General features: G+C 66.7%; 23 protein-coding genes. 12 read left to right on the forward strand and 11 right to left on the reverse strand.

What is annotated here, in order from left to right; genetic code table 11:
• The first annotated feature begins 5 nt into the window (after positions 1–5).
• The 7 genes from AAHB16_RS19735 (at position 6) to AAHB16_RS19765 (ending at position 7,592) form a co-directional block, all read left to right on the forward strand.
• Positions 6–863, forward strand: a complete 858-nt coding sequence (locus tag AAHB16_RS19735) for a dTDP-4-dehydrorhamnose reductase family protein (RefSeq protein WP_150372632.1) — start codon at positions 6–8, stop codon at positions 861–863.
• Positions 864–895: 32 nt separating this feature from the next.
• Positions 896–1,906, forward strand: a complete 1,011-nt coding sequence (locus AAHB16_RS19740; RefSeq protein ID WP_342051791.1) for a polysaccharide biosynthesis protein — start codon at positions 896–898, stop codon at positions 1,904–1,906.
• A complete protein-coding gene (gene wecB, locus AAHB16_RS19745; protein ID WP_150372630.1) occupies positions 1,899–3,026 on the forward strand; it encodes a non-hydrolyzing UDP-N-acetylglucosamine 2-epimerase in 1,128 nt (375 codons plus the stop codon). The genes AAHB16_RS19740 and wecB overlap by 8 nt, the downstream gene beginning before the upstream one ends.
• 129 nt (positions 3,027–3,155) lie before the next feature.
• On the forward strand, positions 3,156–4,106 hold the full coding sequence (locus AAHB16_RS19750; protein ID WP_342051792.1) for a UDP-glucose 4-epimerase family protein: 951 nt from the start codon (positions 3,156–3,158) through the stop codon (positions 4,104–4,106).
• Entirely contained in the window at positions 4,106–4,666 is a 561-nt protein-coding gene (locus tag AAHB16_RS19755) for a sugar transferase (RefSeq protein WP_150372628.1), read from the forward strand. Before AAHB16_RS19750 ends, AAHB16_RS19755 begins: the two co-directional genes overlap by 1 nt.
• 107 nt (positions 4,667–4,773) lie before the next feature.
• Positions 4,774–6,594 (forward strand): polysaccharide biosynthesis protein, encoded by a 1,821-nt coding sequence (locus tag AAHB16_RS19760; protein WP_342051793.1) that lies wholly within the window; start codon positions 4,774–4,776, stop codon positions 6,592–6,594.
• A gap of 107 nt (positions 6,595–6,701) precedes the next feature.
• Positions 6,702–7,592 carry a chain-length determining protein gene (locus AAHB16_RS19765; protein WP_150372626.1) on the forward strand — a complete coding sequence of 297 codons (891 nt, stop codon included), beginning with the start codon at positions 6,702–6,704 and terminating at the stop codon, positions 7,590–7,592.
• A 16-nt stretch (positions 7,593–7,608) separates the two neighbouring features.
• On the opposite strand, the gene AAHB16_RS19770 is transcribed toward AAHB16_RS19765, so the two are convergent.
• Genes AAHB16_RS19770 through AAHB16_RS19790 form a run of 5 tightly spaced genes read right to left on the reverse strand, consistent with a single transcriptional unit; the run spans position 7,609 to position 13,615 of the window.
• The gene (locus AAHB16_RS19770) at positions 7,609–8,709 is read right to left on the reverse strand and encodes a glycosyltransferase family 4 protein (RefSeq protein ID WP_342051794.1); all 1,101 of its coding nucleotides are present in this window, start codon (positions 8,707–8,709) and stop codon (positions 7,609–7,611) included.
• The gene (locus AAHB16_RS19775; protein WP_342051795.1) at positions 8,706–9,983 is read right to left on the reverse strand and encodes a lipopolysaccharide biosynthesis protein; all 1,278 of its coding nucleotides are present in this window, start codon (positions 9,981–9,983) and stop codon (positions 8,706–8,708) included. The genes AAHB16_RS19770 and AAHB16_RS19775 overlap by 4 nt, the downstream gene beginning before the upstream one ends.
• A complete protein-coding gene (locus AAHB16_RS19780; protein WP_342051796.1) occupies positions 9,980–11,113 on the reverse strand; it encodes a glycosyltransferase in 1,134 nt (377 codons plus the stop codon). Before AAHB16_RS19780 ends, AAHB16_RS19775 begins: the two co-directional genes overlap by 4 nt.
• Positions 11,113–12,417, reverse strand: a complete 1,305-nt coding sequence (locus AAHB16_RS19785; protein ID WP_223851511.1) for an exopolysaccharide biosynthesis polyprenyl glycosylphosphotransferase — start codon at positions 12,415–12,417, stop codon at positions 11,113–11,115. Before AAHB16_RS19785 ends, AAHB16_RS19780 begins: the two co-directional genes overlap by 1 nt.
• Positions 12,418–12,445: 28 nt before the next feature.
• Positions 12,446–13,615 carry a glycosyltransferase gene (locus tag AAHB16_RS19790; protein ID WP_342051797.1) on the reverse strand — a complete coding sequence of 390 codons (1,170 nt, stop codon included), beginning with the start codon at positions 13,613–13,615 and terminating at the stop codon, positions 12,446–12,448.
• A 274-nt stretch (positions 13,616–13,889) separates the two neighbouring features.
• Between AAHB16_RS19790 and AAHB16_RS19795 the strand changes: the two genes are divergently transcribed.
• Genes AAHB16_RS19795 through waaA form a run of 3 tightly spaced genes read left to right on the forward strand, consistent with a single transcriptional unit; the run spans position 13,890 to position 17,651 of the window.
• A complete protein-coding gene (locus AAHB16_RS19795) occupies positions 13,890–15,275 on the forward strand; it encodes a phosphomannomutase/phosphoglucomutase (protein WP_342051798.1) in 1,386 nt (461 codons plus the stop codon).
• Complete coding sequence (gene waaC / locus AAHB16_RS19800; RefSeq protein WP_342051799.1) at positions 15,256–16,359, forward strand: lipopolysaccharide heptosyltransferase I; 1,104 nt, start codon at positions 15,256–15,258, stop codon at positions 16,357–16,359. Before AAHB16_RS19795 ends, waaC begins: the two co-directional genes overlap by 20 nt.
• Positions 16,359–17,651, forward strand: a complete 1,293-nt coding sequence (gene waaA / locus AAHB16_RS19805) for a lipid IV(A) 3-deoxy-D-manno-octulosonic acid transferase (protein ID WP_342051800.1) — start codon at positions 16,359–16,361, stop codon at positions 17,649–17,651. The genes waaC and waaA overlap by 1 nt, the downstream gene beginning before the upstream one ends.
• Positions 17,652–17,670: 19 nt before the next feature.
• Here the strand turns inward: waaA and AAHB16_RS19810 are convergent, their stop codons facing one another.
• Positions 17,671–18,963: a hypothetical protein gene (locus AAHB16_RS19810; protein WP_150372618.1), complete on the reverse strand. Its 1,293-nt coding sequence runs from the start codon at positions 18,961–18,963 to the stop codon at positions 17,671–17,673.
• Positions 18,960–19,646: a hypothetical protein gene (locus AAHB16_RS19815; protein ID WP_150372617.1), complete on the reverse strand. Its 687-nt coding sequence runs from the start codon at positions 19,644–19,646 to the stop codon at positions 18,960–18,962. The genes AAHB16_RS19810 and AAHB16_RS19815 overlap by 4 nt, the downstream gene beginning before the upstream one ends.
• A gap of 236 nt (positions 19,647–19,882) precedes the next feature.
• Here AAHB16_RS19815 and AAHB16_RS19820 point away from each other — a divergent pair, with 236 nt between their 5' ends.
• Together AAHB16_RS19820 and AAHB16_RS19825 are read left to right on the forward strand one after the other, a co-directional pair.
• On the forward strand, positions 19,883–20,707 hold the full coding sequence (locus AAHB16_RS19820; protein WP_342051801.1) for an META and DUF4377 domain-containing protein: 825 nt from the start codon (positions 19,883–19,885) through the stop codon (positions 20,705–20,707).
• Positions 20,708–20,808: 101 nt separating this feature from the next.
• Positions 20,809–22,044 (forward strand): O-antigen ligase family protein, encoded by a 1,236-nt coding sequence (locus AAHB16_RS19825; RefSeq protein ID WP_150372615.1) that lies wholly within the window; start codon positions 20,809–20,811, stop codon positions 22,042–22,044.
• Here AAHB16_RS19825 and AAHB16_RS19830 read toward each other — a convergent pair.
• From AAHB16_RS19830 to AAHB16_RS19845, 4 genes are all read right to left on the reverse strand, one after another.
• Positions 22,013–23,458, reverse strand: a complete 1,446-nt coding sequence (locus AAHB16_RS19830) for a TolC family outer membrane protein (RefSeq protein WP_150372614.1) — start codon at positions 23,456–23,458, stop codon at positions 22,013–22,015. The two genes, AAHB16_RS19825 and AAHB16_RS19830, sit on opposite strands and share 32 nt — an antisense overlap.
• Before the next feature lie 170 nt (positions 23,459–23,628).
• A complete protein-coding gene (locus AAHB16_RS19835) occupies positions 23,629–23,952 on the reverse strand; it encodes a rhodanese-like domain-containing protein (protein ID WP_150372613.1) in 324 nt (107 codons plus the stop codon).
• Positions 23,953–23,963: 11 nt separating this feature from the next.
• Positions 23,964–24,617: a protein-L-isoaspartate O-methyltransferase family protein gene (locus tag AAHB16_RS19840; RefSeq protein WP_150372612.1), complete on the reverse strand. Its 654-nt coding sequence runs from the start codon at positions 24,615–24,617 to the stop codon at positions 23,964–23,966.
• A 128-nt stretch (positions 24,618–24,745) separates the two neighbouring features.
• Entirely contained in the window at positions 24,746–25,489 is a 744-nt protein-coding gene (locus tag AAHB16_RS19845) for a TetR/AcrR family transcriptional regulator (RefSeq protein WP_223851510.1), read from the reverse strand.
• Positions 25,490–25,675: the final 186 nt, after the last annotated feature.

Below are 25,675 nucleotides of genomic sequence, written 5' to 3' on the forward strand. Positions count from 1 at the left end.
CGCCCATGAGGGTCATGGTACTGGGTGTGTCCGGAATGCTCGGCAACGCCGTCTTCCGGCATTTTGCCGAACAGCCGCAGCGTTTCCAGGTGATCGGCACCGCGCGGTCCGGGGCGGTGCGCCGGCACTTCGACCCATCGCTGCACGATGCGATTCTGACGGGTGTGGATGTCGAGAATGTGGATAGCCTGCTGTCGGCATTCGCCACCGTGCGTCCCGACGTGGTCATCAACTGCATCGGCCTGATCAAGCAGCTGGCGCAGGCGAACGATCCGCTGTCGGCGCTGCCGATCAATGCGGAGCTGCCGCATCGGCTCGCGCGCATCTGTGCGGTAGCGAACGCACGCCTTGTGCACGTGAGCACGGACTGCGTCTATTCCGGCGCCAAGGGCCTGTATCGTGAGGAAGACGCCTCCGATGCCAAGGACCTCTATGGCCGCAGCAAGTATCTCGGTGAAGTCGATTATCCGCACGCCATCACGCTGCGGACCTCGATCATCGGCCACGAGCTCGACAGTGCCAACGCGCTCGTCGGCTGGTTCCTGTCCCAGCAAGGCAGTGTGAAGGGCTTTACGCGCGCGGTGTTCTCGGGGCTGCCTACCGTGGAACTGGCGCGCGTCATCAGCGAGTTCGTACTGCCGCGTCCGGAACTGCACGGTCTGTATCACGTGTCGGCGGAGCCGATCGCGAAGTACGATCTGCTGAAGCTCGTTGCGGCCGCATATCGGAAAGAGATCGAGATTGTGCCCGACGACGGATTCGTCATCGATCGCTCGCTGGATTCGGCCCGCTTCCGTGCGGCGACGGGCTATGCCCCGCCCGCATGGCCCGCGCTGGTCGACACGATGGCGAAGTTCGGCTGAGGCCGCGTTTTCAACGGTTACCCTGACAAGACATGTTTAAAGATAAGACGCTTCTCATCACCGGCGGTACCGGTTCCTTCGGCAACGCGGTCCTCAATCGTTTTCTGAACTCCGATTTCGCCGAGATCCGCGTGTTCAGCCGCGACGAGAAGAAGCAGGAGGACATGCGCATCGCGCTGAAGAACGACAAGGTCAAGTTCTATATCGGCGATGTCCGCGAATACGATGCCGTGCACGACGCGTTGCGCGGTGTGGACTACGTGTTCCACGCGGCGGCGCTCAAGCAGGTGCCGTCGTGCGAGTTCTACCCGATGGAGGCCGTGCGGACCAACGTGGTGGGCGCGGAGAACGTCATGCGCGCGGCGATTGCCAACGAGGTGAGCCGCTGCGTGGTGCTGAGCACCGACAAGGCGGTCTACCCCATCAACGCGATGGGCATCTCCAAGGCCATGATGGAAAAGGTCATGGTCGCCAAGTCGCGGCTGTGCGATCCGGGCAAGACGGTGCTGAGCGCCACGCGCTACGGCAACGTGATGGCCTCGCGCGGCTCCGTGATTCCGCTGTTCCTCAGCCAGCTGCAGAAAGGCCTGCCGCTGACGCTGACGGACCCGAACATGACGCGTTTCCTGATGTCCCTCGAGGAGTCGGTGGACCTGGTGCTGTATGCGTTCGAACACGCGCGGCCGGGCGATATCTTCGTGCAGAAGGCGCCCGCCTCGACCGTGGGCGATCTCGCGCTCGCGCTCAAGGAACTGCTGAAGGGCGACAGCGAACTGAAGGTCATCGGTACCCGCCATGGCGAGAAGCTGTACGAGTCGCTGGTGTCGCGCGAGGAAATGGCGCGCGCCGACGACCTCGGCGGCTACTATCGCATCCCGGCCGACTCGCGCGACCTGAACTACAACAAGTACTTCGTCGAGGGCGAGACCGAGATCTCGGAGATCGACGACTATACGTCGCACAACACGCATCGCCTGACCGTGCCGCAGGTCAAGGACGTCCTGCTGCAGCTCGATATCGTGCGGGAGGCCATCAATGCTTAAGGTCCTGACCGTCGTCGGTACGCGCCCCGAGATCATTCGTCTGTCGCGCGTGATCGACAAGCTCGATCGCTATTGCGAACACACGCTCGTGCATACGGGCCAGAACTACGATTACGAGCTGAACGAGGTCTTCTTCAGCGACCTCGGCATTCGCAAGCCGGACCACTTCCTGGAGGCCGCTGGCGCGACCGCGGCCGAGACGATCGGGCAGGTCATCATTGCCGCCGACAAGATCCTCGAGACGCTGAAGCCGGACGCGCTGCTGCTGCTCGGCGATACCAACAGCGCGCTTGCCGCCATCGCGGCCAAGCGCCGCAAGGTGCCGATCTTCCATATGGAAGCCGGCAACCGCTGTTTCGATTTCCGCGTGCCCGAGGAAATCAACCGCCGTATCGTCGACCATATCGCCGATATCAACCTGACCTACAGCGAGATCGCGCGCGAGTATCTGCTGCGCGAAGGCCTGCCACCCGATCAGGTGATCAAGACGGGCAGCCCGATGCGCGAGGTCATCGAGCACTATCAGGACGGCATCAATGCGTCCGACGTGCTGACGCGCCTGGACCTGCGCGCCGGCCATTACTTCGTCGTGAGTTCGCACCGCGAGGAGAATGTCGATTCGCCCGAGCAGCTGCGCAAGCTGATCGAGATGCTCAGCGCCATCGCGCGCCGCTACGACGAGCCGGTGATCGTCTCCACGCACCCGCGTACGCGCAAGCGCATGGACGCACTGGGCCTCGAGGCCGATCCGCGCGTCGTGTTCCACAAGCCGTTCGGTTTCCTCGACTACATCAAGCTGCAGACGAACGCGCGCGCCGTGCTGTCGGATAGCGGCACGATCACCGAGGAATCGTCGATCCTGAACTTCCCCGCGCTGAACCTGCGCGAAGTGCACGAGCGCCCGGAAGGCTTCGAGGAAGCGGCGGTGATGTTCGTCGGCATGAACGTGGACCGGGCCATGCAGGCGCTCGACATTCTCGCGGCGCAGCCGCGTGGCGAAGCGCGCGCGCTGCGTCTGGTGAGCGACTACGAGCCCGATAACGTGTCCGACAAGGTGCTGCGGATCATCGTCAGCTACACGGACTTCGTCAAGCGCCGGGTCTGGCGGCTTCCGGCCTGACGCGATTCCTCCCCAACGCGTTGAAGTACCGCAGGGACCTCCGCTCGGACGTCCTGCGGACTCGCGCCCGGCGGCTGTTCGGTCTGTGGGGAGCGCGGAGTGGCTGAACGGGAAACATCGGCGGATGCAATGGGCAGAATTCTAGTAACGGGCGCGAACGGGTTTGTCGGCAAGGCGCTGGTGGCGCAGTTGTCCGCGTCCGGCCAGCCGTACGCGGGGACGGTGCGCGAGCGCGCGTCCGCGACGGACGGCCATCAGATCGCGATCGGCGACATCGACGGACAGACGGACTGGCACCCGGCGCTGGAAGGCGTTTCCGCGATCATCCATCTGGCCAACCGCGCGCACGTGATGCACGAAACGGCGGCCGATCCGCTCGCGCTGTTTCGCGCCATCAATACGGACGGCACGCTGAACCTCGCCCGGCAGGCAGCCGTGGCGGGCGTGCGCCGTTTCGTGTTCGTGAGTTCGATCAAGGTCAATGGCGAGTCCACCGACGCACGGCCGTTCACGCCCGAGGATCCGCCGGCGCCCACCGATCCCTACGGTATCTCCAAATGGGAAGCCGAGCAGGCACTGGCCCGCCTGAGCCAGGAGACGGGGCTGGAGGTAGTGATCGTCCGGCCGCCGTTGATCTATGGGCCGGGAGTAAAGGCTAACTTCCTTCGGCTCGTCCAGGCCATTGGACGGGGCATGCCGTTGCCGTTCGGTCTGGTACGCAACAAACGCAGCCTGGTCGCTGTGGATAACCTGTGCTCCGCGCTGATCGCCTGCGCCACGCACGAGGCCGCCGCTGGCCACACCTTCCTCGTGTCGGACGGCCAGGATCTGTCCACGCCCGAGCTCGTTCGCGCGATCGCGCGTGGCACGGGGCGTCCGGCGCGGCTGCTGCCGGTGCCGCCCGCGCTGATGCTGCTGGCCGCCGGGATGCTCGGGAAGGGGGAGGCGGCACGCCGGGTGCTGGGGTCGCTCCAGGTCGATGCGTCCGCTTTGCAGCGCGTGCTCGGGTGGCATCCGCCATACAGTGCCAGTGACAAGCTTGCCGAATCCGCGCGCCATGTCGTGGAGAGCAGGAAATAATGAAACGTCTCTTCGATTTTTGCCTTGCAGTCTTTGCTTCGCTCGTGCTGGCGATTCCGTTCGTGATCGTCGCGGTGCTGGTGAAACTGACGTCGCGCGGTCCCGCGCTGTATTGGTCCGACCGCGTCGGCCGGGATAATCGTATTTTCCGGATGCCGAAGTTCCGATCGATGCGTATCGATACGCCCGTGGTCGCCACGCATTTGCTGAACGATCCGAATTCGTTCCTGACGCCGATCGGCGGTTTCCTTCGCAAGTCGAGCCTCGACGAGATTCCGCAGCTGTGGAGCATCCTCGTCGGGGATATGAGCTTTGTCGGGCCGCGTCCCGCGCTGTATAACCAGGACGACCTGATTGCGCTGCGCACCGAGCGCGGCGTGGAGAAGATTCGTCCGGGGCTGACCGGCTGGGCCCAGATCAATGGCCGGGACGATCTGCCGATCGCGACCAAGGTCAATTACGACGCCGAATATCTGGCGCGTCAGTCGTTGGTTTTCGATCTTAGGATTATAATTTTGACCGCGTTAAAGGTTTTGAAGCGGGACGGCGTGTCTCATTGACGAGATAACCCGCTGCTCCACTTCTTATCGGGAAGCAAGAAATTACATCGATGCTACGCCACCTCGTTAACCTTTCGCGTCCAGCCAAGCGTGCCTTGACGGTGGCGGTGGATACGATCGCCCTGCCGATCTGCTTCATGATCGCGCTGGGGCTTCGCCTCGGCAGTTTTCATGTCGTCAATGCCACGTCGCTGATTTTTGCCGGCATGATGACGGCGGTGGCGCTGGCGTTCTTCGTTCGCACGGGCCTGTATGGCGCGGTGATCCGGTTTATCGAACTGCGTGTGGTGCTGATTATCGGCATGGGCCTTGGCGTGGTCGTGCTGGCGGCCTACGGCATCATGCTGTTGTTCGGGCAGGCGGGTCTGCCGCGGACCTCGCTTGGCATTTTCTGGCTCGTGGCGTTTGCCTATCTGACGGTATCGCGATTCGCGGCCCGTTCGCTTTCGCGCCGCATTTCCGTCGGTCCGGCCCGATTCCGCCAGCGCGCGATGATCTACGGCGCGGGCGAGGCCGGCGCGCAGCTGGCCCAGGCGATGCAAAACAGCCGCGAATATGACGCCGTCTGTTTTGTCGACGATCACCAGGCGCTCTGGGGCAAGTCGGTCTCCGGCATTCGGGTCGTGTCGCCCGACCAGATTCGCCATCGGATCGATCGCGATCGGATTTCCGTGATCGTGGTGGCGATTCCTTCCGCGCGGCCGTCGCGTGTGACCGAGATCATTTCGACGCTCGAATGCTATGCCGTGCCGGTCCGGGTGCTGCCGGGCATGACGGGCCTTGTCGACGGGCAGACCGCGATCTCGGCGATTCGCGCGGTGGAGCCGAGCGATCTGCTGGGCCGCGACCAGGTGCCGCCGCGCGCCGATCTGTTCGCGCGCTGCATCACTGGCAAGACGGTCATGGTGACGGGCGCCGGCGGCTCCATCGGCAGCGAGCTCTGCCGGCAGATCATGACGCAGGCGCCCAAGGCGCTGGTGCTGTTCGATCACTCCGAATACAACCTCTATGCGATCGAATCGGAGCTGTCGCTGAAGTTCCCGACGACGCGGCTGGTAACCGTGCTGGGATCGGTCAAGAACGAATCGCTGCTGACGCACGTGATGACGACCGAGAAGGTGCAGACGGTCTATCACGCGGCCGCGTACAAGCATGTGCCGATCGTCGAGAGCAACGTTCTGCAGGGCGTGGCCAACAACGTGCTGGGATCCTATGCGGTCGCGCAGGCCGCGGGCAATTCCGGTGTGGAAGCGTGCGTGCTGGTCTCCACGGACAAGGCCGTGCGGCCCACGAACATCATGGGGACGACCAAGCGCGCCGCGGAACTGGTGTTCCAGGCGGCCACCGATTACTTTGCCGACACCTGTTTCTCGATGGTGCGCTTTGGCAACGTGCTCGGGTCGTCCGGTTCGGTGGTCCCGCTCTTCGAGAAGCAGATCAGCGCGGGTGGCCCCATTACGCTCACGCATGCCGATATCACGCGTTATTTCATGCTGATTCCGGAAGCCGCGCAGCTCGTCATTCAGGCGGGTGCCATGGCGAAGGGCGGCGAAGTGTTCGTGCTCGATATGGGCGAGCCCGTGCGTATTATCGACCTGGCCCGGAAGATGATCCGCCTCTCGGGCTACAGCGAATGCACGGCGCAACATCCCGATGGCGACATCGAGATCAAGGTCGTCGGATTACGCCCCGGCGAAAAGCTTTACGAGGAACTTCTCATCGGCGATAGCGCCGAACCGAGCGAGCATCCGAAAATCATGCGCGCACACGAGCGCAAGCTGCCATGGAACGAGGTGGTACGCTCGGCCACGGAATTGCGCCGCGCGTGCGACACGTTCGATCAGGACAGTGCGATCGCCGTGCTTTCGACGCTGGTGCCTGAATACCGCGAACCCGAGCATCATGCCCAGATGCGAATGAGTGCCTGAAAGCGTAACGGTCTGCCTGATGGCGACCGGGCCCGCGCGATTTTTATAACCCATGTAGTTTCCGGCCTCGCGCTTGCGCATCGCGCCGGAATAATTTGCTGCTCAAGATGACTGACAATTTGCAACCGGCGCGCCCCGCGACGCTTCGAGGTGACGGCCTGACCGCCGGAGAAGGTATCGATTTCATCTTCCGCCACAAATACCGGCTATTGGGCCTGCCCGTGCTCGGCGCGATCATCGCGGTCCTCGTGGCAATGGCGCTGCCGAAACAGTGGCAGGCCAGCACGATCATGCAGGTGGGTCAATTGTTCTACAGCACGGAGAACGACCAGCCGCAGCTCGCGGTGATCGAACCGACCGCGCGCGCGGTGGAACGGGTGCGGCTCGAGCAGTTTCAGGACGCCGTCCTGCAACGGCTCAACCTGCCGACGGCGCCCAACGTCAATCGCGATACCGACCTGCTGCGCGCGAGCATCAATGCGCGGTTGATCCGGAATGCCGAGTTGCTCGAGATCAGCGTGCGCGGCACCTCGCCCGAGATGGCACAGCGCGTGATTCAGGCCTATCAGGATCAATTGATTCTGGAGCATCTGAAGCTCGCCGAGCCTTCGCTCAAACGTATCGCCGCCGAAAATGCGCAGGTCGCGCGCGACGTGACCGCGGCGGAGAACCGCCAGAAGCAACTGAGCACGCTGGCGCAGGAACGTTTGAAGGAGGGCCTGCGTGGACAGTTCTCCGAGTCCGTGCTGCTGAACCAGCTGATCGATCGTAACGACAAGGAACTGCGCGACCTCAAGCGCCGGGCCTCGTATCTGCTCGAACAGTCGAGCCCGGAGCGGACCTTCAATACACGCCCCATGGGCGGCATCGAGGTGACCAAGCGTCCGGTGTGGCCGCGCAAGATCAACTTCCTGATCATCGGTGGCGCCCTCGGCCTGGCTCTGGGCCTCGTCTGGTCGCTGCTGCGAGAACGGCGCCTGCGCGCGGCGGCACGCTGAGCGCGCCGACGCCCGGTCAGCCCCGCTTCAGGCTGTCGAGCAACTGGCTCCAGTGCGCCAGAATGCGGGGCAGCGCGAATTGCCCCGCAAAGGCTCGCCCACCCGTCGCGAGCCGATCCTGCAGGGCCGCGTCGTTGCAGACGCGCACGAGCGCGCGGCCCAGCGCCGCGTCATCCTCGACCGGCACCACGACCGCGTTGACATCGTCTTCCAGCAGGGCCTTCGGTCCCGTCTCGCAATGCGTGGCGACGATCGGCAAGCCATAGGCCATGGCCTCGATTAGTACGAGTCCGAACCCTTCGTAGCGCGAACTCAGGCAGAACGCCGCGGCACGGCGATACTCTCCGCTCACGTCGGCGGTCGTGCCCGCGAAGGTGACGCTGGCCGCCAGATCCGAGGCTCTGGCAAGCGCGCGCAACTGGTCGTGCAACGCGTCGCGCTCCTCGCCATCGCCCACGATACGCAACTGCCAGCCCGGCAGCGAGGCATGCACCCGCGCCCATGCGCGCAGCAGGATATCGAAGCCCTTGGCATGCGTGAGCCGTCCGACCGCGAGCAGGACACGATGGTCGCGCGGCGCGGGCTCGTCGGGCATGGCAAACGGCAACGCATTGCCGATGACGCGCACCCGATGCGCGCCGCGCCGCAGGGTCAGCCACCGCTCACGGTCCCGCTCGGTCAGGACGACGATGGCGGCGTTCGTCCATGCGGCCAGTCGGCGTGCCACCCGTCGCGCCGGCCGCCCGAGGTCCTCGTCGAAATGGCAATGCTCCCACGCGACCCGCCGCACGCGCATCCCCAGCGTCGCCGGCACCGTGAACAGCGTGAGCATCGTATCCACCTCGACCAGCACATCGACGCCGTGCTCGCGCACGAAGCGGCGAATGCCGAGCACCGTTGTCAGATACTCGCGCCTGAACGACGGCCGCGCGTCGAACAGCGCATGGTGCGTCACGTCCTGATGCAGCGGAAACACGCTGGTCCGGTCGTACAGGCTCAGTACGTGCACGCGGTATCCGCGCTCGGCCAGTCCGTTGGCAATGACGGCCGTCATGCGTTCGGCCCCCGCGAACGCATTGAGCGTCCCCGTGAGAAAACATACCGTCGGCAGCGTCATGGCGTGGCCACGCTCGTTGCCGGACGGCAGCGCCACCAGAACGCGATGCCGATCAGCGTTGCCACCGCATTGCCCAGCCCGTAACCCGCGATCGCGCCCCAGCTGCCGTGGCGCGGCACCATGACGAGGTCGAAGAGCAGCGTCACGACAAAGACCATGAGCCATTTGATGGCGATCCAGTCGGGGCGGCGCAGATGCACGGCCAGCAGCGTGAGCCCGACGTCGGCGAACACGAGCGACGAGAGCAGGGCCGCGGCACGCAGCAGCGCGATGGTCGGCGCGAACGCGTGCCCGTAGAGCAGATGCACGATCCACGGCGCGCAGGCGGCGATCGCGGCGCCGCCGAGGAGGCCGACGCCCGCGAGCGCAAATGCGACGCGGCCCGTGTTCGTGCGTGCCTCGGCGAGGGTGTCGCGCGCGTAGACGTACGCCGGCGCGAGGCCCGCGGCAAGCACGCTCGCGAGCACGGTAAAGTTGTCGAGAATCTGCATGCACGCCGCATAGGCGCCGAACTCCGCGGCCGGCACCGCCGGTTGCAGCACCAGCTGATCGACGCGGCGCGCGGCCATCATCAGGATGAAGCTGCCCCAGAACAGCGCGCCGCTCGTCAGCAGTTCATGCAGACGAGCCCGCTGCCAATGGACGCTGAGCAGGCCGCCGACGCGATGCTCGCGCATGCGCAGCCGGAAATAGAGCATCTGCATTGCCGCCACCACGATCGCTTCGATGGCGAACGCGGCCGCGTAGCCGCTGACCTCGCGCACGCCGCACAGAAACAGCGTGCCGACGAGCGCGGCCTTGGTGCCGAGCGCCGCCATGTTGAACAGCACGCCGGGGCGGTTGTGCGTGCGCGCCTGCATCCATGCGGAGACCACGCCGAACGGCTCGCGCAGCAGGATCGCGATGCCCAGCAGCAGCGCGGCGTGCCAGATTTCCGCGTCGGGCGAGGTGATACCGAGATATCCGCACATCAGCAGATAGCCGATGACGCCGCCCGCGAAGCGCAACACGAATGCATGGGCCAGCAGCGCGTGGCGTGCCACCTCCGCATCGGGGCCCGACGCGGCAACGAGGCGTGGCACCACGACTTCGGCGCCGCACACGAGCGCGAACGCGGCCGCGATAAGGACCATCGACTGCGCATACTGGAAGTGCGCGAAGCCGACGGGCCCGAGCGCGCGCGCGAGCATCGCCACGACGACGATGCCGATGCCGACCTGCAGGCCGCGCTCGAACAGCATCCACGCGAGATTGGCCGCGACGCGCCGGTTCATGCGGTCTCCAGCCGGGAATCGCGGGCCGCGGCGCGCAGCGTGGCGTAGCAGGCGAGCCAGCGTTGCGCGACGGTATCCAGCGCGCAGGTCGCGCGGGCATGCGCGCGGCGCGCGGCCTGCGCGTGGGCATCGCCGCGCCCCTCGCGCAGCGCGGTATCGATGGCGGCGGCGAGCGCTTCGGTATCGCCACGCGGCACGATGGCGCCGAGTCCATCGACGATCTCGCGCACGCCCGGCGCGTCGGTGGACACGACCGGGCAACCGTTCGCCAGTGCTTCCGCGAGTACCAGCGGCGAGCCCTCGATCTCCGAGGAGAGTGCAAAGGCGTCGGCGGCGTCGAGCAGCGCGGGCACGTCCTGTCGGGGGCCAAGCAGCTGCACGCGGCCGTCGAGGCCCCGCGCGTGGACCTGGGCGGCAAGCGCATCGGCCAGCGGCCCGCCGCCCGCGATCAGCAGCCGCGCGCGCTTGTCATGGGCGCGCGCGAACGCGTCGATCAGCACATGCTGGGCCTTGGCCGGCACGAGCCGGCCCACATGCATCAGCAACGGCGTGCCGTCGTCGATGCCGAGGCTGGCGCGCGTGCGCGCGCGCCGCGCCGCATCGTAATGAAAGCGCGCGATATCGATGCCGTTCGGCATGACGACGACGCGCGCGGCGGGTACCGCGCCGGCGGCGATCATGCCCGCGCGGCCCGCTTCGCTGACGTGCGTGGTCAGCGCGCACCATCGGTCGGTCAGACGATAGGCGAGCATGCGCGCGCGGCCGCCCTCGCGATAGCTGTGCGCGGTGCAGACCAGCGGTGGGCAACGGACGATGCGCGTGAGCAGCCGGGCAAACAGGTTGGCGTGCACCATGTGCGCGTGGATGATATCGGGCCGCCATGCGCGCACGAAGGCGCGGGCCTGCCACAGCGCGCGGGCGAGGCCCGCCGGCGTCTTGCGCATCGCGAGTTCGATGACCTCGACGCCGGCGGGCACCTCGATCTCGCGACCCGGCGACAGGCTGACGATGGCCACCACATGGCCAAGCGCGCGAAACGCTCCGGCCAGCGCGGCCACCTGATGCTCGGCACCGCCGACCTTGAGACCGGTGGCGACGAGCAGGATGCGCAACGCGCGTGGTTCACCCATCAGCGCGCCCCGTATCCCGTCAGCAGCGTGCGCACGGTCTTGACCGCAATCAGCAGGTCGAGCGCGAACGAGCAATGCTTGACGTAATAGAGGTCGTAACTGAGCTTGGTGATCGTTTCCTCGTGGCTGCCCACGTAGCCCTGCTGCACCTGCGCCCAGCCGGACAGGCCGGGCCGGACGAGATGGCGATACGGGTAGTAGGCGATGGTCTCCGAGAACTTGTCGACCATCGGCACCTGCTCGGGACGCGGGCCGATCAGGCTCATGTCCGCGGTCAGCACGTTCCAGAGCTGGGGCAGCTCGTCGAGCCGGTACTTGCGGATGACGCGGCCCACGCGCGTGACGCGCGGGTCGTGGCGCGCCGCGAACTGCGCGGGCGCGTCGATCTGCACGGCCATGCTGCGGAACTTGAGCATCGTGAAGGTCGTGCCGAACCGGCCCACGCGCGTCTGCCGGAACAGTACCGGCCCCGGCGATTCGATGCGGATGGCCAGTGCGGTGAGCAACGCGGCCGGCAATACCAGCGGCGCGAGGCACAGCACCGCGCTCACGTCGAGCACGCGCTTGATAAAGCCGTACAGATAATGCCGCGCGTGGTCGTCGAGGAAGTTCTCGTCGATATGGGCGAGGCCCACGCGGCCGGTCAGCATTTCGCCGACGCGCTCCACCGAATACATGCGCACATGGCCGAGCTTGAAGCGCGCGAGCGCGCGCGTGCGTTCCGGATCGGCCGTGGCCGTGCGGTCGAGCATCAGGCCATCGCAGTGCGCGGCTTCCTCGAGCGAGCGGATGAGCACGAAGCGCATCGCGCTCGGCGCCGACGCGCCCGGCATCGACAGGATGCCCTCGAGCTGGGCGAGCGCGCGCGGATCGGTATAGCCGAAGACCGGCACGTAGTTCTGCACGAAGCGCCGGTAGCCGAAGCCGCTCCAGGCCAGCGTGGTCAGGTAGCCCAGCATCAGCGCGCCGCGCGAGTACTCGATATGGAGCGCGGCAAAGCCGAGCAGCAGCAGCGCGAACGGCAGCGTGCCGGCCACGCCGACGAGGCTGTTGCCCTCGATGGACGGCAGGTGCAGCGAACGGTGCAGCAGCACGAACGTGCACAGGTAGGGCAGGATCGACCAGGCCATCGTGCGCGTGAACACGTACGTGGCGATGCCCGCGTGGCGCAGGCCTTCCGCCAGGATCAGGTTCAGGCCGAACAGCAGCAGGCCGAGCATGGCCCAGCTCAGCATCCGGCTGGCGCGGCGCACGGTTTCCGAAGTGGCCGCGCTGCCGGGCGCGGGGCGCGTGTTGTCCTGCACGCGCGTGGGGTTCTTGGGGAGGCTCACGTCAGGCGCCCTCCGTGCCCGCGCGGGCGAGACCGGGCGAACGGTCCGCCAGCGCTTCGCGGTAGACACGCCAGGTGGCGTCAGCCATGGCGTCGAGGCCGAAGTCGCGCAGATATCGCGCGCGGGCACGCTGGCCCAGCGCCGCGCGCAACGCGGGCGAGGCCGCGAGCTCGCAGAGGGCCGCGGCGAGCGCATCGACATCGTTGCCGGCGATCAGGCGGCCGTCGTCATCGCCAAGCTGCTCGCGGATGCCGGGAAGATCCGAGGCGATCACGGGCAGGCCCGCGCGCATTGCCTCGAGTACCGATAGCGGCAGGCCTTCGTGATCGGACACCAGCACGAACCCCTGCGCGGCGGCGAGCAGTGCCGGAATGTCGGCGACATTGCCGCGCAGCGAGACGCGCCCGGGCGCCTCGCGGTCCGCCAGTGCCTGCAGCGCGGGCAGGTCCGGGCCACTGCCGGCGATGACCAGCTCGCAGCCGCCGAACAGCGGCGCGGCGGCCGGGTCGCGGAGCGCCTGCCCGAACGCGCGGATCAGCAGGTCCGGGCGTTTGGGCGAGGCCAGCCGCGCCACCATGACGAGCCGTCGCAGCGGGGCATCCGGCTGGGCACGCAGCGGCGCATCGGCAATGCCGTTGGGAATCACGTCGATGCGCCGCGCCGGAATGGGCAGCGTGGCCGCCAGTGCCCGCTCGGCCCGCGCGACGCAGATCACGCGCGTGGTGATCGGGGCCAGGCACCATTCCGCGATCCGTGCCGCGACGCGGCGCAGGGTCGGGGCCTGCGGCTTGAACGCGAAGCCGTGCACGGTGTAGACCACGGGCAGGCGCAGGCACCAGGCCGCCAGCCGGCCGAGCGCGCCGGCCTTGGCGCTGTGAACGTGCACGAGATCGGGCGCGGCGGCGCGCAGCGCGCGCAGGACTTCCCGGAACGCCAGCGCCGCGCGCCACGGAGACAGGCGGTTGTCGAGGCGGCGCAGGACGACGGTCTGCGCGCCGGCGGCCCGGGCGGCGGTAAACAGCGGACCATCGCCGCCGGCCAGCACCGTGGCGTCGATGCGGCCATGCAGCGCGCGGAGCAGGTCGGCGACGTGCGACTGGGCCCCCCCGATTTCGGAGTTCGTGATCAGGTAGGCGATGCGCGGACGGGGCGGAACGAGAGGCGAGGGCACGAAGGCGGCGCGATGAGAACCAGGGTCCGCCTGCGTCCGACCTATTCGGCGGCGGCGGACAACGCTTGTGAAACAAGGGATGCGCGTGGGTCACGGCCCGTATCGGCAAATACCGCCAAACTTGCAGGATCAGACGAAATCGGGTGGCCGGACGCACGTAACTCGGCGATTATAACTGCCGCCGTCGCCGCAATCCGGCAAAATGGCGCCTTTGGACAACCCCCTGGTAGTGCCCGCCATGTGACGGACGCACCGCACTCCCTAAGGACGATCTATGCAAATTGACCCCTCGATCTTCAAGGCCTACGACATTCGCGGCATCGTCGGCAAGACGCTGACGGTGGAAGTGGCCCGTCAGATCGGCCTCTCTTTTGGTTCGGCCGCGGTCGAACTCGGCGAGAAGACCGTGGTCGTCGGCCGCGATGGCCGGCTGTCGGGCCCCGACCTGCTCGGTGGCCTCGTGGAGGGTTTGCGCGCTGCGGGCGTCGATGTGATCGACCTCGGCATGGTCGCGACCCCGATCGTCTACTTCGGCACCAATATCGAGATCGATGGCCGCCGCGCCACCTCGGGCATCATGGTGACCGGCAGCCACAATCCGCCCGATTACAACGGCTTCAAGATGGTGCTGGCCGGCAAGGCGATCTATGGCGAGCAGATCCAGGCCCTGCGCCAGCGCATCGAGGCCGGCAACTTCACGAAGGGTGGCGGCAGCTACAAGCTCGTCGATATCCGCCAGCAGTACCTCGACCGCATCCTCGGCGACGTCAAGCTCGCGCGCCCGATGAAGATTGCGCTCGACGCCGGCAACGGCGTGGCGGGCGCATTCGTCGGCGATCTGTTCCGTGGCCTCGGCTGCGAGGTCGTCGAACTGTTCTGCGACGTCGATGGCAATTTCCCGAACCACCATCCGGACCCCGCGCACGTCGAGAACCTCCAGGATCTGATGCGCGCGCTGCGCGAGACCGATTGCGAACTGGGCCTCGCGTTCGATGGCGATGGCGACCGGCTGGGCGTCGTGACCAAGGACGGCCAGGTCATCTTCCCCGATCGCCAGCTGATGCTGTTTGCCGAGGAAATCCTCTCGCGCAACCCGGGCGCGCAGGTGATCTACGACGTCAAGTGCACGGGCAAGCTGGCCCCGTGGATCCGCGAACACGGCGGCGAACCGCTGATGTGGAAGACCGGCCATTCGCTGGTCAAGGCCAAGCTCAAGGAAACGGGCGCGCCGATCGCGGGCGAAATGAGCGGCCACGTGTTCTTCAAGGACCGCTGGTACGGCTTCGACGACGGCCTCTACACGGGCGCGCGCCTGCTGGAGATCCTGTCGCGCCATACCGATCCCAGCGCCGTGCTCAACGCGCTGCCGAACGCCAACAACACGCCGGAGCTGCAGCTCAAGTGCGCCGAGGGCGAGCCGTTCGCGCTGCTCGACAAGATTCGCGCGAACGCGAAGTTCGACGGTGCGCGCGAGGTCATTACGATCGATGGCGTGCGCGTCGAGTATCCCGATGGTTTCGGCCTTGCCCGGCCGTCGAACACCACGCCCGTGGTGGTGATGCGCTTCGAGGCGGACAACGATGCGGCGCTCGCGCGTATCCAGGCCGAGTTCAAGCGGGTGATCCTGGCCGAGAAACCGGATGCGCAGCTCCCGTTCTGAGCGGATGACGCAGCCGCTCGTGGCGCCGGCGAACGATCTGTCGCCGGCGTCGTATCCCTATGCGCTGCCGGCGAATGCCGCGCCCGCGCGCATCCTGATCGTCAAGGTTTCGTCGCTCGGCGACGTGGTCCACAACATGCCGCTCGTGCACGATCTGCGCGCGCGCTGGCCCGCGTGCGAGATCGACTGGGTCGTGGAAGAGGGCTACGTGGACCTCGTCCGGCTGCTGCCCGAGGTCTCGCACGTGATTCCGTTCGCGTTGCGGCGGTGGCGCAAGCGGTTCTACCGCGGCGACACGTGGCACGAGCTCGGCGCGTTACGCGATGCGATTCGCGCGCGGCCCTACGACGCCGTGCTCGAGACCCAGGGGTTGCTGAAGACCGCCGTCGTGGCGCGGACCGCCGCGCGCGTGGCGGGCGCGCCCGTGATCGGACTCGGCAACGCCACGCAGGGTTCGGGCTACGAGCCCGCCGCGCGGTTGTTCTATACGGCGCCCGTCCAGGTGCCACGCCAGACCCATTCGGTCCGGCGCTCGCGCCTGCTCGGCGCCGCGCTGACGGCCGTGGCCCCGCCCGAGCCGCCGAAGTTTTTCGGGGAGCGCGCGCGCACGCTGCATGTCGATGATCCGCTGTGGGCCGATCTGCCCGCGCGCTACGCGGTTTGCTTCCATGCGACGGCCGGCGCGAAGAAGCGCTGGCCCGTGCCGCACTGGCACGCGCTGGGCAAGCGCCTGCAGGCCGAGGGGCTCACGGTATTGCTGCCATGGGGCAACGCATCCGAACGCCGCGATGCGGAGGAGATCGCCGCGGGCATTCCCGGCGCGCGCGTGCTGCCGCGTTTCTCGGTGATGCAGGGCTTCGGCCTGATCAATCGCGCGGAGGTCGTGATCGGTGTCGATACGGGCCTCGTGCATATTTCGGCGGCGCTGTGCCGGCCGACGGTGGAAATCTATACGGCCACGTGGCGCTGGAAGACCGAAGGCTATTGGTCCGATCGCATTGCCAACGTGGGGGACGACGGCATCGTGCCGTCCGTCGAGGAAGTGCATGCCGCGGCCACGCGCGTGCGGGGTGCGGAGGCCTGATGCTGCGGTGGGTTTATACGTTGTTGTGGATCGTGATCCTGCCGGTCGCATTGCTGCGCCTCGTCTGGCGCGCGCGCAAGGAACCGGGTTACGTGCACCACGTCGGCGAGCGGCTCGGCCGCTACCACGATATCCCTTCCGATGGCCCGTGGCTCTGGGTCCATGCCGTATCGGTCGGCGAGACGCGCGCCGCGCAGCCGCTCGTGGAGGCGCTGCTGGCCGCGCACCCGAACCATCGCGTGCTGCTGACCCATATGACGCCCACGGGACGCCAGACCGGGCAGCAGCTGTTCGGCACCAACGCGCGCGTGCAGCAGTGCTACGTGCCGTACGACGTGCCATGGCTCGTGCGGCGTTTTCTGCGGCATTTCCGTCCGGAGGCGGCGCTGCTGATGGAGACCGAGGTCTGGCCGAATCTCGTGCATGGCACGCATGAGGCGGGCGTGCCGCTCTACCTCGTCAATGCGAGGCTGTCGCCGCGCAGCTATCGGCGGACCGCGCGTTTCGGCCGCGCGGCCTCCGCGATCTACCAGAATTTCACCGAGGTCCTCGCGCAGACGCCCGGCGATGCGGAGCGCTACCGCGCGCTCGGCATCACGCGCGTGACCATCACGGGCAACCTCAAGTTCGATATGCAGCCGCCCGAGGCGCTGCTGGCTCGCGGCAAGGCGCTGCGCCAGGCCATGAAAGACCCATCGGGCGAGCAACGTCCCGTGCTGGCGGCGGCAAGCACGCGCGAGGGCGAGGAAGCCATGCTGCTCGATGCGTTTATCCGCTGGCCCGGTGAAAAGCGCCCGCTGCTGCTGCTGGTGCCGCGCCATCCGCAGCGTTTCGACGAAGTGGCGGCGCTGGCCCACCGGCTCGGGTTCACCGTGCAGCGCCGCAGCACGCTCGGTGTCGACGCCGCGGGGCTGGAATCGATGACGGCCGATATCGTGCTGGGCGATTCGATGGGCGAGATGCCGATGTACTTCGCGGCGTCGGACATTGCATTTATCGGTGGCAGCCTCATGCCGCTCGGCGGTCAGAACCTGATCGAGGCCTGCGCGTGCGGGACGCCGGTCCTGATTGGCCCGCATACCTTCAATTTCGCGCAGGCTACCGAAGACGCGATCGCGGCCGGTGCCTGCCAGCGCGTGGACAACGCGGACGTGCTGATGACCGCCGCGGCGCGCATCCTCGCCGATCGCGCGGCGCTGGGAGAGATGCGCGCGAACGCGTTGGCGTTCGCGGGGATGCATCGCGGCGCGACCGCACGAACCCTGTCCACGCTGGCGCCCGCGCTGCGGTAACCGAAGGCGGGCACGCGGGCTAGCTTGGCGGAAGCAGCCAATGCAGATCCGCTGCATTGCTGTTCATATGGGAGGCGGCATCGAACTCCCCGCGCTTGCCGACCACAGTCCCGTCGCTGGGATCGAGGACGTCGGGATTGCTGTAAAGCAGGCGCTTGTCCCCCGCAAGTAACGTCTTGGCAAGCGGATATCCGCGAGCGAAGCGGGCCACCGCGAACGGTGCATTCCCGTGCCACACGCCGAGCATGTGTCCGACTTCGTGTGCCAGGACGGAGGAATTGCAGTCGATATCGACGGTGCTATACGCCCATCGCCAGTTCATGGGGCTCCCTAGCCATGCCATGCCGCACGCGCCGTCAGGTCCCAGGTCGCCGACGGCATCGAGGTAATACACGGCATGTGCCTCGGCGGCCAGGCGTGCATGGCGAACGCGTGGATCGGACTGGAGTGCATCGAGGACATCGGACATCCGCGTTCCCGCGATCGGGTGATACAGCGCGGTGGCATCCCGGATCCAGATGCCGACGCGGGAGTCCGCGAGCGCCTTGTTCGTCAAGGCAACGTCATGGGCGATGCGGGCGCGAACGGCAAAATCACCCAGCCTCTTGACCGCCTTGTCACCGAATACCGGCAGCAGATCCAATGTCTGCGTATATGGCTGCCAGCCGTACAGCGGCGCTTTTTCGAATTGGACGCGCGCTCCAGGCGGGATCGTCCAACGCTCGAACAAACCAGGCCCCTCTACGGAGACAGCCTGGTGATGGCGATAATTATGAATGGTGATCCGGTCATCCGGTTTTGCATCCACCGGTAATTCGAGGGCGGAGGTCACGGCTCTCCGACGTGGCACGCTGATCCACGTGCTTGGCGTCCGCATCGGCGGGATCACGCCACCGTCCAGTTGGGATGAGGTGAGTTCGACTTTGGCAGCCTTGGTCATTCGCCACATGTTCTTTTCCTTCTGGAACATGAATCGGTACTCGTCCCCCGCGCGCAATCCCAGGGTCGCCTTCTCTTCGATGTTGCCATCGTCGATGTAAGTGCTGTGGGAACCGTTCATGCGCACGACCAGGCGTGCACGATCCGGCGCCGAGGCAGGGAGCGTCAGCTTGGGGAAGCGGTCGCCTTCGTGGAGGTACAGGTCCAGCGTTGGTTCGGTCATATCGCCCATGACGCCGTCGGCGGGCACCGTACGGTTCCGCTGGGGATGGAGCGCGGAAACATCCTCGGCATCCGCATTGTCGGCGTGAGTGGCGTATGCCTGCGTGGCCAGCGCGGCGGCCATAAGGGTGCAGCGAAGCAGCGTTGTCATCGGTGGGATGTCTCCTGTGGCTGATGCGAAGGACCGAGGGTGCGCGCCGGCATGGCGGTGCTGTCAGGCGGGACCCGTGCATCGTTGTCCAGTTTGCTGTCGCCGGCGTTCCGCAGCCACCCGTATCCGTTCTTCGCCTCGAGATACACCGCGCCATCCGGCGTCTCGAAGTAGGCGACTGCGTAACGATCGACCGGCGCTTCCGTGATCAGCCATTCGTGGTGGCGCACGATGTCGGGGCTCAGTAGTTCGCCACGCCAGCGCGTCCATCCGTCGTCATCTTCGCGCGCCTCCAGGCGCGCGGTGACCGTCATGTCCAGGTTGGGAAGATAGAGATCGAATCGATCGGTGGGGCGCAGATGCTGCAACGTGTCGTGTCGATACCGGACCAGCCGGCTCTCGCGATAACGGGGTTCGGCGAGGAACGGCAGATGTCTTTCGGCTTCCGCGCGATCGGCGAGGCCGGCGATCGCGCCGGGATAGTCCTGCTGCCGATCCACCGGTGCGAGGGCGTCGATGCCGCCGAGCGTCGCCAGGCTGCCGCCCCGGCCCTTGGCGGACGTCTGCGTGGTGCCGCGATGTTCCGGCCGCTCGCTGGATGCACGCGGCCATGACTGCCACACGTACCAGGCGGATACCACTAGGGCGATCGTTATCGTCGCGCCGAGAGCATTGATCTTCATCGTCCGACCACTCGCGAAGGGATGCGTCGACTATGGCCTCGCCCGTCGCATGTGAAAACAACAGATCGACGAAATTTGGCAGCGTGTGGGATCGCGCGCGCCCGGGCGTACTGGCATGGGTGTTGCGACCTGCAGTGACGACCTGAGCCCCCCGGCATCCGAATACACGTGCCCGCTGCCGCATCGTGTAAATTCGCCATGTAAGCGACGCCACGCAGAGAACAAAGGAGCGGATCATGCAGAAAGTTCAGCGCTTGCCCATGCTTGCAGCCATCGTCCCCGCCGCCGCCATGGCCGCCGCCGCGCTGCTGGGCGCGTGTACGACGACCACCACCGCGGATTCGCCCGCCGCCGGCGCGAGCCTTTCGCAGACGCAGTCTGACGGTCCCCAGCGCTGGGAACTCGTGCGCTGGCAGCAGGCCGACGGCGTCTCGCGCGAACTGCCGCGCGGCGACAGCGGGCAGCCCGTCATCTTCGAGTTCAATAGCGGCATCGACGCCGCGCAGGGCACCGTCAGCGGCAACAGCGGCTGCAATCGCTTCACGGGCGGGTACGGCAAGACCGCCACCGGCATCCGCTTCGACAAGATCGCCGGGACGCGCATGGCCTGTCCCGGCGAGCGCATGGCATTCGAGACCGCGCTGCTGCACGCGATGCAGTCGCCGTTCACGACCGTCGCCACGCAGCCCTCGGCCACGCCGCAGGGGCGCCAGATCATCTGGAAGACCGCGGACGGCGACCTGCTGCAGTTCGCCGAGCGCGAAGGCGTGGGCCGCCGCGGCGCCAAGATCGATGCGGCGTCGGGGACGGAGAAGATCGTCTATATCGATTCGCAGCGCGTCGAATGCACGGGTGTCGGCCGCATGCAGTGCTATCGCTGGCGCGAGTCCGAAGACGCCGCGTGGCAACTCTGGTACGGCCCGATCGAAGGGCTCGACTTCGAGCCTGGCGTGGCCTACAAGCTGCGCGTGCGCGAATATCGCGTCCCGAACCCGCCGGCCGATGCCTCGTCGATCCGGTGGCAGTTGCTGAAGGTGGAGGAACGGCGGCGAGGGGGCTAGCCGGTCCGGTCTTTCGGGAATGGACGACGGTGGCGAAGGTGGGGCGGAGGAGGGCAGGACTATAATGTCGCGCTGACTCGCACGGTACCCTCTCCCGACACATGCTCCGCCGCCCCGCCTCGACAGCGTTCGCCGACGCACTGGTTTTCGCCTTTCCGATCCTGCTGCTCTGCGTGCCGCGCGGCGCCGGCGTATTCCTGGGGTGCGTCGGCCTTCTGGCGCTGCTCCGGTACCGCGGAATGGGGCAGACCTGGCGTGCCTACCGCGATGTGCTGATGCCCCTGACGATCACGGTGTTCGCATTCCTGCTCGTCTATCTGGCCTCGCGCATGTACTTCCACACGCATTGGGACGTGCTCGACAATCCCTCGCGCACGTTGCTCGCGATCCTGACCTGCTGGGTCATCCTGCATGCCGCGCCGGACCCGCGCATGCTATGGCGCGGCATCACCGTCGCGCTGGTCGGCGCGCTCGTCATCGTCTGCTATCAGCGCTTTCTCCATGGCGATCCGCGTCCCTCGGCCTGGGTACAGGCCATTGCCTTCGCCAACATGGTGGCGGCCTTCGGCCTGATCGGATTCGCGCGCGCGGGGGAAGACCGGCGCACGCACGCGCTGGCCTGGTTCAATCTGGCCTGTGCGTTCCTGATCCTCATGGTCAACGGTACGCGCTCGGCGCTGCTGGCCTTGCTCGTGATCATGCTGCCGATGCTGCTGCTGCGATACGGGCGGCTCGGCAAGCGCGCATTCCTGCTGGCCGTGGTGGCGATCGCGGCGCTGGCAGCGGGCTCCTATTACCTGCCGGACAGCCCGGTCAAGTCGCGCGTGGACCTCGTCATGGCGGACGTCCATCAGTTCCAGCTGGGCAACGCCGCCACGTCGGTCGGCTCGCGGCTCAAGGTCTGGGAGATCGCCGTGCAATCCATCGGCGAACACCCGGTGATGGGCGTCGGTGTGGGCCAGTTCGCGCGCATCCTGCACGCGGCACCTTATTGCCGGAACCTCACCACGCTGCCGTGCGATCTGGAGCACGCGCACAACGATATGCTGGAAGCCGCCTCGACGACCGGCATACCGGGTTTGATCGTGGTGCTGGCCCTGTTCCTGGTTCCCGCGGCGCTGTTCTGGCGCATGCTCGTCGCATGCCGCGCGCGTCGCGATGCCGTGGGCGTGAGCCTGAGCGGTGGCGGCATCGCCATGACCGCCGCGACGATCATCTGTGGCCTGACGCAGGTCACGATGGCCCATCAGGCCAACATGGTCTTCTACTCGGGAACGATCGGCCTGCTGCTGGCCCTCGCGGCCGTCAGCGAACGATCGGGCCGCTCGGCGGCGTAATGCGCGGCGCGGCCGGCGCGTTGTTCCGCGGCCCAAGGTTGTTGAGCCGCTTCCAGTCCGGCAGTTCGTACATCGCGCCCGTGTGCTCGGTCAGCAGCGTGTTGATCTGCACCACGTCGTCTTCCGACAGCACGCCCGTGCTCGCCTTCAGGCGCAGGCCGTTCATGATCGTGTCGTAGCGCGCCTTCGACAGGTCGCGTCGCGTCTGGAACAGCTGCGCTTCGGCGTTCAGCACGTCGATATTGATGCGCACGCCCACTTCGTAGCCAAGCTGGTTCGACTCCACGGCGCTCAGCGCCGAGCGTTCGGCGGCTTCGAGCGCCTTCACCTGCGCGAGTCCGTTGTACACGCCGGAGTAGGTCTGCCGCGCGTTCTGCGCCGCGGTGCGCCGCGCGAATTCGAGGTCCGCCGCGGCCCGGTCGGCCAGTGCCAGCGTCTCGCGGACGCGCGACTGGATCGCGCCGCCCGCGAAGATCGGGATCGTCAGCTGTACGCCGACCTGCGAGCTGTTGTAGCGCGCGGCCTGGTTCACGATCTGCGTCTGCGTGCCCGTGGCGTTGGTGTAGCCGTACGATGCGACCAGATCGACCGACGGCAGATGGCCGCCGCGCGCCTTGCTCGTTTCGCGCTCGGCGGTCTCGAGGTTGTAGTTGGCCAGGCTGACCTGCAGGTTGCTTTGCTCGGCCTGCGAGGCCCACGCGTTCACATCGGCGGGAATCGGACCCGGAATCTGCGCCTGCGCGCGCAGGCCCAGCAATTCATCGACGGACTTGCCCGTGATCTGCTGCAACGTGGCGCGGCTGACCTCGAGCGCGCTCTGCGCGGCGATCTCGGTGGAGGTGGCCAGGTCATAGCGGGCCTGCGCGTCGTTGGCATCGGTGATCGTCGAGGTGCCGACCTCGAAGTTCCGCTTCGCCTGTTCGAGCTGCTCGCCGATGGCCTTCTTCTGCGCCTGCGCCAGATACAGGTTGTCCTGCGCGGCCAGCACGTCGAAGTAGGCCTGCGACGCGCGCGTGATGAGGTCGAGCTGCGCCTGCTGGAACGAGACCTCGCCCGCGAGGGAGGCCAGTTCGCCCTGCTTGTACGTTTCCCACCGGTCCCAGCGGAACAGCGGCTGGGTCAGCTGCAGCGCCCAGAGGCTGTTGTTGATGAAGCGGTCCGCTTCCACCGGCGCATGCTGATCGACCTTGGTCCGCGTCGATCCGGCCGAGCCCGCCACGTTGGGCAGCAGCCCCGCCCGAGCCTGAGGCAGCCGCTCGCGCGTGGCCAGCAGCTGCGCGCGGGCGCTCGCGAACTGCGCGTCGTTGGACTGCGCATCGCGAAAGACCTGGAGCAGATCCGCGGCAGACGCGGCGGGCGCGTGCAGCAGCACCAGCGACGCGACGAGTGCCAGTGACTTTGGCGCGAGACTCATGACTTCTCCTGCTTGCCGCGCTGGGCACGGTCAATTATCGGGTGCTGCGGTGTAACAACGGATAAAGCGGGCGGACGATACGGAGACGAGGCCACGGACATGCCGCGGCCTCGGGGGACTGCCGGATTCGCGCCCCCGGGCAGCGAACCCTTACTGCGAAGAGGATCGGATCAGTACTGCGGTACCGAGGGATCGACCTCGGTGGACCAGGCGTGGATGCCGCCGGTCAGGTTGTACACGTGCGCATAGCCCTGGCGCTCGAGGAAGCTCGCCACCTGCATGCTGCGCGCACCGTGGTGGCAGATGCAGACGATTTCGGTTTCATCGTCGAGCTCGCCCATGCGGGCCGGAATCTGCCCCATGGGGATATGCGTGATGCCGGGCATCGCGGCGGTGCGGACCTCGAGGTCCTCGCGCACATCGAGCAGCACGGGCTTCTTGCGATCGGCCGCGGCCAGCCATTGCGACAGTTCGGTTGCGGAAATTACCTGCATGCGAACGCTCCTCAGAACTTGAAACGCGACGTCTGCGCGGCGCCCTGGAGCGGCTTCACGACGGTCTCGAACAGGTTGACCACCTGGTACTCGGTTTCCGACACGCGCGTGATGATGCGCGCTTCCATCACCGGCACGTTGCCGACGATCGCGGCGATGCGGCCACCGACCTTGACCTGCGACAGGATCGATTGCGGCAGTTCGGGCACCGAAGCCGAGATGCAGATCACGTCGTACGGCGCGGAAGCGGGCCAGCCCTCGGCGCCGTTACCCTCGACCACCTCGGCGTTGCCGACACCGGCCGCCGTCAGGTTCTTGCGGGCCATCGCGACCAGCTCGGGCTCGATCTCCACGCTCAGCACGTGACGCGCGCGGTTGGCCAGCAGGGCGGCCATATAGCCGGAGCCGGCACCGATCTCGAGTACGTTCTCGTGCTTGCGTACCGCCAGGTCCTGCAACAGGCGCGCTTCCACGCGCGGGGGCAGCATGTTCTGGCCCGCCGGCAGCGGAATCTCCATGTCGACGAACGCGAGCGCGGCGTAGGCCGCGGGCACGAACTGCTCCCGCTTGACCACGGCCAGCAGGTCCAGGATTTCCTGGTCCAGCACGTCCCATGGGCGGATTTGCTGTTCGATCATGTTGAAACGGGCTTTTTCGAGATCCATCTTGCGTGTCCTTGCGCCTACCATTGTTACCATTCTGCTTCCCGGCCGAGCGGCGTCATGGGCCGGAAAGATGCATGAAAGCCCGCTATTTTACCGCCGCGGCGCAGGACGGACCTGCAAAAGATTATTCATGTCGCATCCGTGCCCGTCCGGGAAGTTGTTGCAGACATTTCCTTCTCCGCCAGCAATTCGTCGCGGATCTGTTCCCAGATGAACGGCCCCGAGGCCGGCGGCAGCGGCGTATCGCGCGCGGCGCCCGTGGTCACGCCGAACAGCAGCATCTGCAGCAGCTGATCGACGAAGGCATTCGGATCGATCGGTTCGCACGACACGTTGCTGAACGCGCGCTGCCAGATCATCAGGTAGACCAGCGGGGCGCAGAACAGCGTGGTGCAGGGGTTGGCCGGCAGCGCCCGGAACTCGCCGCGCGCCGCGCCGCGCTCCAGCACGCGCGCGAACAGCCGCTCGCCGGGCTCGATCACTTCGTTCTGGTAGAACTGCGCGATATCGGGGAAATTGCCGGACTCGGCCATGATCAGCTTGGTCAGCCCGGCCACGGGCGTCGCCCCGATCAGCCCCCACCAGCCGAGCAGCAGCTCGCGCAGCAGCTCCGGCGTGGAGCCCTCGTAGCTGTCCACGAGGTCGGTACCCTTCATGAGCGCGGGAATCATGTTCTCGCGCACCACGGTCTTGAACAGTTCCTCCTTGTTCGCGAAGTACAGATAGACGGTGCCCTTGGACACGCCGGCCGCGGCCGCGACGTCCTCGAGCCGTGTTGCGGCGAAACCACGTTCGACGAACAGCTCGAGCGCGGCGGCCACCAGTTCCTGCGGGCGCGCCGCCTTGCGCCGCGTCCAGCGGCGGGCGTCGATCGTCGATTCGTTCGTCGATTCGTTCGCGGGTGGGCTCGAATGCCGGGAGGGGGAACGTGCGGGCACGGCTGAGGCTTGCTAATAAATAACTTATGGGTCAGTAATGTAGGCCAGCGGTCCGGGACGGTCAAGCGGCCGGGTGCAGTCCACGCACTCAGGCACAATAGCGCCTTCGTCCGCCCCCGC

The sequence above is a fragment of the Cupriavidus sp. OTU4054 genome, assembly GCF_038440175.1.
GTDB lineage: Bacteria > Pseudomonadota > Gammaproteobacteria > Burkholderiales > Burkholderiaceae > Cupriavidus > Cupriavidus pauculus_D.